Here is a 13,175-nt window from a genome sequence, read left to right as displayed (position 1 = left end):
ATTGAGCGAAGTTTTACAAAAATATTTACCCGAACACGCAGTTCATCATTGTTTTGAGTTAATCAAAGCGAATCATGTACATCTTAAAATCGTTAATGAGCGTCAAACCCGTCATGGCGATTATCGAAAAGATGCGCAAGGCTATCATTTGATTACGGTTAACGCAAGTTTAAATAAATACCGATTTCTAATAACTCTAATTCATGAAATTGCACATTTAGTAGCTTTCGAAAAATATGGTCGTAACATAAAACCGCATGGCGATGAATGGAAACTCACTTTTCAAAGAATGATGGTGCCGTTTATTCGACCTGAAATATTCCCAAATCAATTGTTGCCATTACTTGCCAAGCATTTTAGAAATCCGAAAGCAAGTAGCGATACCGATGCTAAATTAGCCATCGCTTTAAAACAATTCGACCAAAAAGAAACCGATAAAAATTATATCTTTGAAATTCCAATGGGAAGTCATTTTAGAATTCACAACGGAAAAATTTTCAAAAAAATTGCATTGCGAGTTAAGCGATACGAATGTTTAGAAATAAGTTCTGGACGCTTGTATTTGTTTCAACCTAATGCCGAAGTAGAATTGTTGCCGAATTAGAAAAGCAATAAAAAATCTGTCAAAAAAAATGAACAAAAATTATTACGCAATATTAATGGCTGGTGGCGTTGGTTCTCGTTTTTGGCCAGTGAGTACAGCCGAGTTTCCTAAGCAATTTCATGACATGTTAGGAACGGGTGAAACATTGATTCAAAAAACGTTTACTCGTTTGTCGCAAATTATTCCAAAAGAAAATATTTTAATTCTAACGCATGAAGATTATAATAGCATAGTTTTGGAGCAGTTGCCAATGGTAAAACAAGAGCAAATTATTCTTGAACCAGTAATGCGAAATACGGCACCTTGTATTTTGTATGCTTCATTGAAAATTAAAAAACAAAATCCAGAGGCTATAATGGTTGTTGCTCCTTCAGATCATTGGATTGAAGATGAAATGCAGTTTTGTTCTAATTTGCAACATGCTTTTGATTTTTGTGAACGCGATGAAAACTTAATGACTTTAGGGATTTTACCAACATTCGCCAACACAGGTTACGGTTATATTGAATTTGATAAATTAGATTCTCGTCCAATCAAGAAAGTAAAACAATTCAGAGAAAAACCAGATTATGCTACAGCAAGAAAGTTTATTCAAAGCAGAAATTATCTTTGGAATGCTGGAATTTTTGTTTGGAGTGCTAAAACCGTTTTAAAAGCCTATGAAGAGTTTCAACCAGTAATGTATGATCATTTTATGAATGGTTATGAGGCTTTAAATACTGAAAAAGAAGCGTCATTTATCAAAGATAATTATCCGTTAGCTCAAAATATTTCGGTGGATTATGCTATTCTAGAAAAAGCACAAAATGTCTATGTGTTACCAGCAACTTTCGATTGGAACGATCTAGGAACTTGGGGTTCATTATACGATAAATTACCAAAAGACGAACAAGAAAATGCCGTAGTTAATGCTTCTGTTTATTTGGAAAATGCTACTAATAACATTATCAGAACTGAAGGAAAAAAACTCGTTGTTATTGATGGTTTAACCGATTATATTATCGTAGATAAAGATGATGTTTTGTTGATTTATCCAAAAAATAAAGAGCAAGATATTAAGCAAATAGTATCAAAATTAAAGTAACACTATTTTACATCATCTTCTAAATACATTTTTCGAACACGTTTGAATAACTCAGAAGAATATACAAAATCGGTAACGGCTTCGTTATCGGTTTTGAATATTTCTTTGTTAGAACCTTCCCATTCTAATAAACCATTTTTTAAGAACACAATTTTTTCGCCAATTTCCATTACCGAGTTCATATCGTGTGTGTTAATTACTGTGGTAATATTGTATTCTTGCGTAATTTCCTGAATCAAATTATCAATTACAATCGCAGTTTTTGGGTCTAATCCCGAATTTGGTTCATCGCAAAAAAGATATTTTGGATTATTTACAATCGCTCGAGCAATCGCCACACGTTTTTGCATTCCACCCGAAATTTCAGATGGTCGTTTTTGATGCGCATTAACTAAGTGAACTCTATCAATAACAAAATCTACGCGCTCTTTAATCTCCTTAACCGATTTATTGGTAAACATTTTTAGTGGAAATCCAATGTTTTCTTCAACCGTCATGCTATCAAAAAGGGCACTTCCTTGAAAAACCATTCCAATTTCGGTTCTCAATTCACGTCTCTCATCATTAGAAAGTTCGGAATAAATTCTACCATCAAAAGAAATAGTGCCGCTATCAGGCGTATGAATTCCTAATAATGATTTTAAGAAAACGGTCTTTCCAGAACCACTTTGTCCAATAATAAGATTGGTCATTCCTGCTTCAAAACGAGTGGAAACTCCTTTTAAAACGGTTTGTTCACCAAACTTTTTTACGATATTTTTTACTTCAATCATTAGCTTAAAAGAAGTTGCGTTAATATAAAGTTCATTAAAATGATTACTACCGATGTCCAAACGAATGAAACGGTACTCGCTTTTCCTACTTCTAAAGCGCCACCTTTCATGTAATAGCCATGAAACGAAGGGATTGTAGCTAAAATGAAGGCAAAAACAATAGTTTTAATGAAGGCATAAGCAATATGAAACGGAATAAATTCAGTTTGAAGTCCAGTTGTGAATTCGAAACTTGTAGTAAATCCTCCATAAACGGCTGCCATCCAACCTCCAAAAACGCCTAAAAACATACTTAATCCAATTACGAAAGGATATAAAAGTAAAGCAATTATTTTTGGAAAAACTAAGTAATTCAAAGAGTTAACTCCCATAACTTCTAATGCGTCAATTTGTTCTGTAACACGCATGGTTCCTATGCTTGATGTAATGAACGAACCCATTTTACCCGCCATAATAATGGAAATAAAAGTTGGAGCAAATTCTAAAACAACCGATTGACGTGTTGCAAATCCAATCAAATATTTTGGGATTAACGGATTGGTTAAGTTTAATGCCGTTTGAATTGCCACAACACCACCTACGAAAAATGATATAAAAGAAACAATTCCAAGCGAATCGATAATTAAATCATCAATTTCTTTAAGAATTAGTTGTTTCATTGCCGACCATTTAGTAGGCTTGTTGAAAATTTCTTTCAACATGATGAAGTATTTTCCTATTTGAGATAAGTAGCGAATGAGCATCATTTTGATAGTGTTCTGTATTCAGTTTCTAGTAAGCAGTAAAAATACTATATTTTGTTTGATTTTAGACTTAATTTTTAAACTCAATCCCAACTTTATATGTGTTTTGTCTTTTAATCATATAATCATATTTTTTCCACAAAGCAGTTTCACCTTCATGAAGATATCTAAAATAAGGTATAATTTTGTTGTCTTTTGAAACTCCAATTGTGGTTATTCCAGGAGGATAATCAAACCCTAATGCTTGATAGTCTTCTTCAGAAAGATTTTTAATGATAACGAAAATACCATTTGTAGGAAATTCAAATTCTTCTTCTTCTGAAAGTTCTAAAATAGCATAATCATCATCAATTTGACATGAAACTATGAAGTTTTCTTTAAATATTTTTTCATTTGGAACTTCATAAATAGAATCAACTGTATAAAAATTTACTTGAATAGGGCTAAACTTAGCATTTCTTCTTTTATTAGCTTTTTTAGTTTCTAGGTTTTCCAGAACTTTATAATCATTGGTGTAAATCTTTAATCTTTGAATAATATTGCTTTGTTTTTTTTCATTTGGAAAATAAAGTGCAATTTCCATGTTACTACTAATTGAACTACTTTTTCCAAAGTTCTCAGGCAGAATATTTCTTGAAGAAATCTTTGGAAATAATGATTCTGTTTTCTTTTTAGATTTAGAAGATGCAATTATTTCAATATCTTTCAATTCTTCAAGTTTTTCTTCTAGAAATAACGTGTCTTGATTTTTTATATTATCAAATGTTTTTAGTTTATATTTTACATGTCTTATTAAAATTGAAGAATTTAAGTCTACTTCTTTTATTGTAACACTTCCTAAACTATCTGTAATATATTTAGGAGAATTGTTAACAATTAGTAACGCATCTGTAATTGGAGATTTTAAAGTAGAAGCAACTGTGATTTTTTTTTGAGAAAAAACATTGCTGACAAAAAGAAGTGTAAATAAGATAATATTTTTCATTAACTAAGAACTAAAACAACTTCTCTTTCATCTTCTTCCAACGATATTTTCTAACAAATTTAGCTTGTTCAGGTGTAACCAACATGTTTTTGTTCTCTCTTTTTGCTTTCCAAAATCCTTTGATATAATCAATAAATAATAAAGGTTTCCCTTTTCGCATGGCTAATTTTAAAGAAGCTACAGCCGTGATGAATAATCCGTAACCTAACGTATAAAATGCTTCTCCTTGTTTGAATCTTGCGGCTTGATTGTAGCTAGCACCTGTAGGTTTTAGATGTTTTACGTGTAAACTTTCATCCGTTACGACTTTCCAATTGTAGAATTTACAAAGTAATTCGTCAACAGTGTCCCAACCCATTTGCGGTTGTAATCCGCCAATTTGTTTAAAGGTTTCTTTTCGATATGCTTTTAAGGCACCGCGTATATGGTCTTTATCCGTAAGGCTTTCTAAAATCCAATTGCCGTTTTTTTCGATATAACAAAAGCCACCCACCATTCCAATTTTTTCATCGGATTGAAAATGTTTGATTATGGTTTCGAAGTAATTCTTTGGAAAAATCAAATCGGCATCTACTTTTACAATGATGTCGTAATTGTCATCGATATTTTTTTCGCCTTCATGAAATGCTTGAATCACTTTACTTCCAGGCAAATGAATCGCATCTGATTTTTTATTCACTAAAGTGATAAATGGATATTTGGAAACGAATTCAGAAACAATTTCCGGAGTTTTATCGGTAGAATTATCATTCACCACTACAATTTTTGTTGGTAAAACGGTTTGTTCTACTAACGATTGTAAAGTTAAGCTCATAAAAGCTTCTTCATTGTAAGCAGGAATGATAACGTAATATTTCATCTGACTATTTTACTTTTTCAGCATAAACCAAATAATATCTCGGTGTAAACCATCTTAATAAAGGTCTAAATCCGATTTTTTTTACTGGATGAGTGAATTTTACTCTATCCACAATTTTAAAGCCTGCTTTTTCAAGTAGCCAATCCAATTGCCAATCTTCAAATTCATGATAATGTCTGTCCCACATATCGGTCTTGCTTCGATAAGCTGGAGAAAACCATAAACGTAAAGGAATCGAAATTAAAATTTTATCTGCTTTTACGTTTTGTAAAACAGTGTAAGGATTTAGTAAATGTTCGAAAATTTCAAAACCTGTAAACACATCGTAATTTTCAGTTTGAAGCGTCGATTGGTCGTTGTCAATGTCTTCACCTTTTGTGTTGATAACAGTATAACCATTATCTACCATGATTTTTGAAAAAGGATTTGGAACACCTAAGTCAAAAATGGTTTCAGAAGTTTTGATATGTTTTTTTAGAAAATCTAAAGTGATATTGAATCGTTTGCTCGGATATGTTTTTTCGTACATTATAAAGTTTGTTTCAAGTTTCAGGTTTCAAGTTGGAAACAGTTTGTAAAATTAGCAATTTAACCTGAAACTTTAAACTTGAAACAAAAAATTACATTTGATAAACAATCGCGTTAATATTCATTCCAGCACCAACAGATGCAAAAATAATAACATCGCCTTTGTTTAAATTTTGTCCTTCTAATTCACCATTTACAATTAAATCATATAGGGTTGGAACCGTTGCAACACTTGAGTTTCCTAATTTGTGAATACTCATTGGCATAATTCCTTCTGGAGTTTCCATTTTGTACAATTTGTAAAAACGATTGATGATAGCTTCATCCATTTTTTCATTTGCTTGATGAATTAGGATTTTCTTTACATCCGTTATAGCAATTCCGCTTTTTTCTAAGCAAGATGCCATTGCTTTTGGGACATTAGATAAGGCAAATTCATAAATTTTTCTACCATACATTTTGATATAGCGAATATTTGGATCTTCTTCTTTACTAAAAGAGTTTCCAAAATATAAAAACTTAGATTCATCAAAAGAAAAAGTTGCAGATTCGTGAGCTAAAATTCCGCCTTCATCATCAGTAGCTTCAATGATTGTTGCGCCTGCACCATCTGAATAAATCATGCTATCTCGATCGTGTCTGTCTACCACGCGTGACAACGTTTCGGAGCCAATCACTAAACATTTTTTAGCCATTCCAGCTTTAATAAATGCTTGTGCTTGAATAACGGCTTCTATCCAACCAGGACAACCAAAAAGCACGTCGTAAGCGACGCATTTTGGATTTTTAATTTGTAATCCATATTTAACACGAGTGGCTAAACTTGGAACAGTATCCGATTGAATGGTGTTAAATTTTATATCCCCATAGTTATGGGCTAAAATAATGTAATCTAATGTTTCAGGATCAATGCCTGATTTTTCAATAGCTTTTTTAGCTGCGATTATTGCCATGTCAGAATTAACCATATTGTCATCTGCATAGCGTCGTTCTATGATTCCTGTAATTTCAACAAATTTTTCTGCAATAATATCATTTGTCATATTAAAAGCAGTGCCGTCTTCGTTCAAAAAATCGTGTTGAGCAAAATCAGAATTCGTAACTTTTTTAGTTGGAATATAACTTCCTGAACCTGTTATTTTAATATTCATAATACGTATTGTTAATCTAACGAAATTATTAATTATTTTTTAAGATAAATACAAAACAGATGTTTTATTTGGTGTAATTATTGAATCGTCATTTTAAACTAAAAAAAATATGAAAATCAACTTTTTAATGGCTTTTAATTGAATTTTATCTGCATTATCGTTGCCATGCTCAACGCTTGCGTTTTCATTTGCTCGGCATATTTACCTGTAAAATGCTCATCAATTGTCGAATTAAAATGCGTTAACCAAGTATCGAAATGTTCTTTTTTGAAAGCATGTTTATCATGTACGTCTTTATGAATAGAAAACATATTATTAAAATAACCACCTTTTAAGAATAAAGATTGCTCCCAAAAAGTTGCTAAAATATCAAAATGCGCTTCCAAATGTTGGTCAACAGATGTTACTTTGGTAAAGAAAAAATTAATTGAATCATCGGCTAAAAGTTTGTCATAAAACTTGTGCATGATGAGTAAAATATCTTCTCGGGTTTCAATGTCGTTCATCTTTGTAAATGTTTTTAAGTTTCAGGTTTCAAGTTGGTAAAAAAAAGGTTCCAAATTAAAAATTTGAAACCTTTTATATACTTTGTATTTTCAACTTTGTACTTCGTAATTTGAATTACATGTAAGCCTCAATCGGAGCACAAGAACAAACTAAATTTCTATCGCCATACGCTTCATCAACACGACGAACCGTTGGCCAGAATTTATTCTCAGCAATATAATCTAAAGCAAATGCAGCTTGTTCTCTTGTATAAGGGAAAACCCATTCGTTAGCTGTAACCATTGCTAAAGTGTGAGGCGCATTTCTTAAAATATTATTATCATCCTCTTTTGAAGAAGCTTCAATTTCTTTACGAATTGAAATCATCGCATCACAAAAACGATCTAATTCTGCTAAATCTTCTGATTCAGTTGGTTCAATCATTAAGGTACCAGCTACTGGGAAAGAAACCGTTGGCGCGTGGAAACCATAATCCATTAAACGTTTTGCAATATCCGTTACTTTGATTCCTTTTTCTTCGAAAGCTCTACAATCTAAAATCATTTCGTGTGCTGCTCTTCCCATTTCTCCAGAATATAAAACCGGATAATGTTCGTCTAAACGTGCTTTCATGTAATTTGCATTTAAGATAGCATATTTAGTAGCATTGGTTAAACCTTCTGCTCCAAGCATTGTAATATAACCATAAGAAATTAAACAAACTAAAGCCGAACCATAAGGCGCAGACGAAATAGCTGTGATTGCTTGACTTCCTCCTGTTGGAATAACTGGATTTGTTGGTAAGAATGGAACTAATTTCTCATTTACACAAATTGGTCCAACACCAGGTCCACCACCACCGTGAGGAATAGCGAAGGTTTTGTGTAAGTTCAAGTGACAAACATCAGCACCAATTGTAGCTGGATTGGTTAATCCAACTTGTGCATTCATATTCGCGCCATCCATATAAACTAATCCGCCATTTTCGTGGATGATATTTGTAATTTCAATAATAGCACTTTCAAAAACTCCGTGAGTTGATGGATAAGTAACCATTAAACAAGATAAATTGTCTTTATGAAGAATTGCTTTTGCTCTTAAATCTTCTACATCGATATTACCATTATCCATTGTTTTAGTTACGATGATTTCCATTCCTGCCATAGCTGCAGAAGCTGGATTTGTTCCGTGAGCAGAAGCTGGAATCAAACACACATTTCTGTGGTTATCTCCTCTTGATTGGTGATAAGCACGAATAGCCATTAAACCAGCGTATTCCCCTTGAGCACCTGAATTTGGTTGTAACGTTGTTCCTTGGAAACCGGTTACTACATTCAATTGTTGCTCTAATTTTTTCAGCATGATTTGGTAACCTTCCGCTTGTTCAACTGGAGCAAAAGGGTGAATGCTGTTCCAATTTGCCATCGATAACGGCAACATTTCAGCAGCAGCATTTAATTTCATCGTACATGAACCTAATGAAATCATGGAATGATTCAACGATAAATCTTTACGCTCTAATTTTTTGATGTAACGCATCAATTGCGATTCTGAGTGATGGTTGTTGAAAACCTCATGTTGTAAGAAAGTTGATTTTCTCACTAAGTTTTCAGGAACCATTACTTCGTTAGCTAATTGATTAACTGTAATTTTTTCTTTTCCAGTTGCTTCTGCGAAAATTGCAATGATTTGATTAATGTCATTTACAGAAGTCGTTTCGTTGAATGAAATCGAAATCGTTTCAGCATCTGGATAGAAGAAATTTACTTCGTGTTTTTCAGCAATCGTTTTTACTTTATTCGCATCAGCTTTAACTAAAATCGTATCGAAGAATGCACTATTTGTTTGGTAAACTCCTAATTTATTTAAAGCATCAGCAGTTGTAACCGCAGAAGCATGAACTTTGTTAGCAATATATTGTAAACCTTTTGGTCCGTGATATACCGCATACATTCCAGCCATAACCGCCAATAAAACTTGAGCAGTACAAATGTTTGAAGTTGCTTTTTCACGTTTGATGTGTTGCTCGCGAGTTCCCAATGCCATACGTAACGCACGGTTTCCGTTTGCATCGATAGAAACACCGATGATTCTTCCTGGCATCGAACGTTTGTATTCTTCTTTCGTAGCGAAATATCCAGCGTGTGGTCCACCGTAACCCATTGGAATACCAAAACGTTGCGTAGTACCAACCACAACTGCAGCTCCCATTTCTCCTGGAGAAGTTAATTTTGCTAACGATAAAATATCAGCAGCAACTGCTACTTTAATTTCGTTTTCTGCTGCTTTTGCGATAAAACCAGCGTAGTCATATACTTGACCATATTTTCCAGGATATTGTAAAATAGCTCCAAAAAATTCTGTTGAAAAATCAAACGTTTCGTGATTTCCAACAACTAATTCAATGTTTAGTGGAGTAGAACGTGTTTGTAAAACTGATAATGTTTGTGGTAAAATTTCTTCTGAAACGAAGAATTTCTTCACGTTGTTTTTCTTTTGATCGCGAGTTCTTACGTCAAAAAGTAATGCCATTGCTTCTGCAGCAGCAGTTCCTTCGTCAAGTAAAGATGCATTTGCGATTTCCATTCCAGTTAATTCGATAACCGTAGTTTGGAAATTCAAAATTGCTTCTAAACGACCTTGAGCAATTTCTGCTTGATAAGGTGTGTAAGCTGTATACCATCCTGGGTTTTCAAAAATATTTCTTTGAATAACCGCCGGAACGATTGCTGGGTGATATCCTAAACCGATATACGATTTGAATACTTTATTTTTCTTTCCTAATTCTTGAATGTGAGTTAAATACTCATACTCAGTCATAGGAGCGTCTAAATTTAAGTCGTTTTTTAAACGAATATCATCTGGAATAGTTTCGAAAATTAATTGGTCTAAAGATTCTACACCAACCGTTTTAAACATGTGATTTAAGTCACTTTCACGTGGCCCTAAATGTCTCAAAGCGAATGCATCTGTTCTCATTTATTAAAAATGTGTATGTGTGTTATTATGTGTTGTTTTGGACAACAAAAGTAATTATTAATCTTGTAATTTTTTGTTTTTAAAATGTGAAATTTTGTGATTTTATCAACTAATTTCAAGTCTTATTAACAGATTGATTAATTTTGTTGAATGGTGGTTGTAAAGAAAATTCTCGATTTTTATATCAATAGCAGTTTGCACGTTGCATTATCTGCTTTTGCTCTAGTGTTGATGACGCAATATTTCTTTGATGTTAAGGATGATTTTTCGGTAGCTTTATTTGCTTTTTTTGGGAAAGTAGTTGGTTATAATTTCTTTAAGTACGATGCCATAGCAAGGTTAAACAAAACCGAAATCAAAAAAGAACTCAAAGCTATCGTTTTTTTGAGTTTTATTTCGTTGTTGGCTTGTTTTTACTTTTTCTTGCAATTGAGTTGGATTACAAAATTAAGTGCTTTTGCTTTTTTTGGACTAACACTTTTATACACTTTACCTTTTTTCCCAAACAAACAAAACGCCCGAAATTGGAAAGGTGTGAAAATCTATATTGTTGGAATTACTTGGGTAGGCGTAACCGTGATTTTACCTTTGGTAGAAGCTGGAATTTCGTTTTCAATTGATGTGCTTTTGATGGCAGTGCAGCGATTTTTATTAGTGTTCTCAATTGTTTTAGTGTTTGATATTGTAGATGTAAAGCACGATGATATTCATTTACAAACCGTTCCGCAGAAAATAGGGGTGGAGCCGACCAAAAGGCTTGGTTATGTATTATTGTTTTTATTGCTGTTTTTAGAATTTTTCTATACCAATAATCATCACTTTTTAACACTTTTTTTTAAACTTTTGGTTTGTGGAACGATTGCTGTTTTTCTCTTTTTTGCCAATGAAAATCGTTCCCGATATTATGCTTCGTTTTGGTTAGAAAGTGTTCCGATTTTGTGGTGGTTGGTGTTAATCCTGACAGGTTTCAAAAACCTGTCAGGATTGTGAAGTTACCCATTAATAACAATTCGTTGTTCTACTTGTGCTTGACTTGCTTTTCGTTTTCCTCTAAAAAAGAAATATAAGTTTAAGAACAGCATAATCCCCAAATAAATTGAAAATCCGCCGATTTTATAACTCAGTTTTTCTATTAGAATTTGATAAGTATCATCATACATATTCATTTCTAAAATCATTAAAGCGAATCCTAAATTCAATAAATAAAATCCTGTTTCGAATAATTTATTGGTAGCGTTGGCAATTTCTTCACGACCTTTAAAAATGTCTAACATATAAATTTTGCTATTTCTAAAAAGTGTTTTTGAAACATAGTAAGTTAAAAATAAAGCAATCGGAAGATAAATAGCATAACCGATTAAAATTTTTGAAGTTTCCATAATACGAGTGTTTAAATTAATTTTTTGATGTAATTCGTTAATAAAATAATATTGATGTAATGCATCACAGCAATCGCAATAATAATGAAAGCTGATTTTGAGGTAATTACTTCTATCAATTGAGTAATATTTTCAATCTTTTCCCAAGAAATTAGCGTCATGGCACAATACCCAATATTCAGTAAATAATAACCCACTAAAAGCACTTGATTTATTTTATGACACAAGTCTTCATGATTAGGAATTAATTGTGAAACGAAAATGTTTCCGTTCTGATAACAGATTTTCCCAACTTTCACAATGATGATACCTGTAATACTGAAATAGATTAGATAGGCGATGATGTTGAGGTTCATGATAATAGACTTTTAAACGTTTTTTCTAAATCGCCAAATTCAAATTCAAATCCGTTTTCAGTTAATCTTTTTGGGATAACATTTCTACTTTTTAAAACTAATTCAGTTTCAGTTTTGATGATTTTTGCTCCAAATTCCAACAATGTTTTTGGAATAGGTAATCCAAATGGAATTCCAATAGCTTTTTGAAGTTTTTTCATGAACTCTTCATTACGAATTGGTTTTGGAGAAACTACATTTATACTTCCTGAAAGTTCCTTTTCGATTATAAATTCGACAGCTCTTGCGAAATCTTTTTCGTGAACCCAGCTTATGAATTGTTTTCCGTCGCCGTTTTTTCCACCTAATCCAAGTTGGGTTAATTTCTTTAATGGAACAAAAGCGCCTCCGTTTTTGCCTAAAACAATAGATGTTCTGATTGCTGTTTTCAAAGTTTTTGGTGTTTCAACTTCATAAAATGTTTCTTCCCAAGATTTGGCAACATTCATAGAGAAATCATTACCAATTTCACCTGAATATTCATCCATTTCTTTATCTTCTGAATGACGATAAATAGTTGCAGTTGATGAGTTTATAAAATGTTTTGGTGGATTCTCATATTGTAAAATGGCTTCGTTTAAAATTTTGGTGCTATCTATTCTAGAGTCTAAAATTTCAGCTTTATTTTTTTCGGTATATCTACAATCAACGGATTTCCCGGCTAAGTTTATGACAACATCTGCATTTTCTAGTTCCTTTTCCCAACCTGAAAAAGATTTTGCATCCCAATTTATATATTTGATTCGGTTCTTAGTTTCAGATTTTCCTCGAGTAAGTACTATAATCTCCTCAAATTTATTTTTGAAATGTTGGATTAAAACGTTTCCTAAAAATCCTGTTCCGGCTGCTACGATTAGTTTATTTTTCATTTTGATTTACTATTTTATTTAACATGATTGTAAAATATATTGCTATTGTCATCGGTATAATTATAATAGTTGTAATCATTATTATGTAATTGTCCATTACATTTTTCTCTTCTAATAATATGTAAGTGAAAAAAGAAAAATACATTATGACATAAATCCAATAATTTATAACTTGATATTTAAGTTTTTTCTCAAGTTTTTTATAATTGAAAGAAATATATAACGCTATGCATAATTGTGTGAAGCCAAGTAAAATTTGGGCATATAACCCAAATAGGATTGTAAAGTCTAATATTATCGTTATTATTAATAGCGCTTTATTAATTTTATTAATTACTTT

Annotated in this window: 14 protein-coding genes; 3 read left to right on the top strand and 11 right to left on the bottom strand. The window is 32.2% G+C overall.

Features of this window, described 5'->3' with window-relative positions:
- Nucleotide 1 precedes the first annotated feature (1 nt).
- Both L6Q46_RS00430 and L6Q46_RS00425 read left to right on the top strand, forming a co-directional pair.
- On the top strand, nucleotides 2-604 hold the full coding sequence (locus L6Q46_RS00430; protein ID WP_111567004.1) for a SprT-like domain-containing protein: 603 nt from the start codon (nucleotides 2-4) through the stop codon (nucleotides 602-604).
- A 28-nt stretch (nucleotides 605-632) separates the two neighbouring features.
- Nucleotides 633-1,688 carry a mannose-1-phosphate guanylyltransferase gene (locus L6Q46_RS00425; protein WP_291282632.1) on the top strand — a complete coding sequence of 352 codons (1,056 nt, stop codon included), beginning with the start codon at nucleotides 633-635 and terminating at the stop codon, nucleotides 1,686-1,688.
- 2 nt (nucleotides 1,689-1,690) lie between these two features.
- Here L6Q46_RS00425 and L6Q46_RS00420 read toward each other — a convergent pair whose 3' ends face one another.
- The 8 genes from L6Q46_RS00420 to gcvP all read right to left on the bottom strand — a co-directional run bounded on the left by L6Q46_RS00420 (nucleotide 1,691) and on the right by gcvP (nucleotide 10,192).
- The gene (locus L6Q46_RS00420; protein WP_111567002.1) at nucleotides 1,691-2,461 is read right to left on the bottom strand and encodes an ATP-binding cassette domain-containing protein; all 771 of its coding nucleotides are present in this window, start codon (nucleotides 2,459-2,461) and stop codon (nucleotides 1,691-1,693) included.
- Entirely contained in the window at nucleotides 2,461-3,207 is a 747-nt protein-coding gene (locus tag L6Q46_RS00415) for an ABC transporter permease (protein ID WP_291282631.1), read from the bottom strand. Before L6Q46_RS00415 ends, L6Q46_RS00420 begins: the two co-directional genes overlap by 1 nt.
- Before the next feature lie 67 nt (nucleotides 3,208-3,274).
- On the bottom strand, nucleotides 3,275-4,189 hold the full coding sequence (locus L6Q46_RS00410) for a hypothetical protein (protein ID WP_291282630.1): 915 nt from the start codon (nucleotides 4,187-4,189) through the stop codon (nucleotides 3,275-3,277).
- A 10-nt stretch (nucleotides 4,190-4,199) separates the two neighbouring features.
- Nucleotides 4,200-5,048, bottom strand: a complete 849-nt coding sequence (locus tag L6Q46_RS00405) for a glycosyltransferase family A protein (RefSeq protein WP_291282629.1) — start codon at nucleotides 5,046-5,048, stop codon at nucleotides 4,200-4,202.
- 4 nt (nucleotides 5,049-5,052) lie between these two features.
- Entirely contained in the window at nucleotides 5,053-5,577 is a 525-nt protein-coding gene (locus L6Q46_RS00400) for a methyltransferase (RefSeq protein ID WP_291282628.1), read from the bottom strand.
- A 91-nt stretch (nucleotides 5,578-5,668) separates the two neighbouring features.
- The gene (locus tag L6Q46_RS00395) at nucleotides 5,669-6,727 is read right to left on the bottom strand and encodes a ketoacyl-ACP synthase III (protein WP_291282627.1); all 1,059 of its coding nucleotides are present in this window, start codon (nucleotides 6,725-6,727) and stop codon (nucleotides 5,669-5,671) included.
- Between the two features lie 134 nt (nucleotides 6,728-6,861).
- A complete protein-coding gene (locus tag L6Q46_RS00390; RefSeq protein WP_291282626.1) occupies nucleotides 6,862-7,233 on the bottom strand; it encodes a group III truncated hemoglobin in 372 nt (123 codons plus the stop codon).
- 115 nt (nucleotides 7,234-7,348) lie between these two features.
- The gene (gene gcvP, locus L6Q46_RS00385) at nucleotides 7,349-10,192 is read right to left on the bottom strand and encodes an aminomethyl-transferring glycine dehydrogenase (protein WP_291282625.1); all 2,844 of its coding nucleotides are present in this window, start codon (nucleotides 10,190-10,192) and stop codon (nucleotides 7,349-7,351) included.
- A 150-nt stretch (nucleotides 10,193-10,342) separates the two neighbouring features.
- Here gcvP and L6Q46_RS00380 point away from each other — a divergent pair, with 150 nt between their 5' ends.
- Nucleotides 10,343-11,182 (top strand): hypothetical protein, encoded by an 840-nt coding sequence (locus tag L6Q46_RS00380; protein ID WP_291282624.1) that lies wholly within the window; start codon nucleotides 10,343-10,345, stop codon nucleotides 11,180-11,182.
- Between the two features lie 2 nt (nucleotides 11,183-11,184).
- Here the strand turns inward: L6Q46_RS00380 and L6Q46_RS00375 are convergent, their stop codons facing one another.
- Genes L6Q46_RS00375 through L6Q46_RS00365 form a run of 3 tightly spaced genes read right to left on the bottom strand, consistent with a single transcriptional unit; the run spans nucleotide 11,185 to nucleotide 12,835 of the window.
- The gene (locus L6Q46_RS00375) at nucleotides 11,185-11,571 is read right to left on the bottom strand and encodes a hypothetical protein (RefSeq protein ID WP_291282623.1); all 387 of its coding nucleotides are present in this window, start codon (nucleotides 11,569-11,571) and stop codon (nucleotides 11,185-11,187) included.
- Nucleotides 11,572-11,582: 11 nt separating this feature from the next.
- Nucleotides 11,583-11,927 carry a hypothetical protein gene (locus L6Q46_RS00370; protein ID WP_291282622.1) on the bottom strand — a complete coding sequence of 115 codons (345 nt, stop codon included), beginning with the start codon at nucleotides 11,925-11,927 and terminating at the stop codon, nucleotides 11,583-11,585.
- Nucleotides 11,924-12,835 carry a TIGR01777 family oxidoreductase gene (locus tag L6Q46_RS00365; RefSeq protein ID WP_291282621.1) on the bottom strand — a complete coding sequence of 304 codons (912 nt, stop codon included), beginning with the start codon at nucleotides 12,833-12,835 and terminating at the stop codon, nucleotides 11,924-11,926. Before L6Q46_RS00365 ends, L6Q46_RS00370 begins: the two co-directional genes overlap by 4 nt.
- Between the last annotated feature and the right edge of the window lie 340 nt (nucleotides 12,836-13,175).

The sequence above is a fragment of the Flavobacterium sp. genome, assembly GCF_023151265.1.
Lineage (GTDB): Bacteria > Bacteroidota > Bacteroidia > Flavobacteriales > Flavobacteriaceae > Flavobacterium.
Note: the sequence above shows the minus strand (reverse complement) of the source record. Positions and strands in the feature narration are given on the sequence as shown.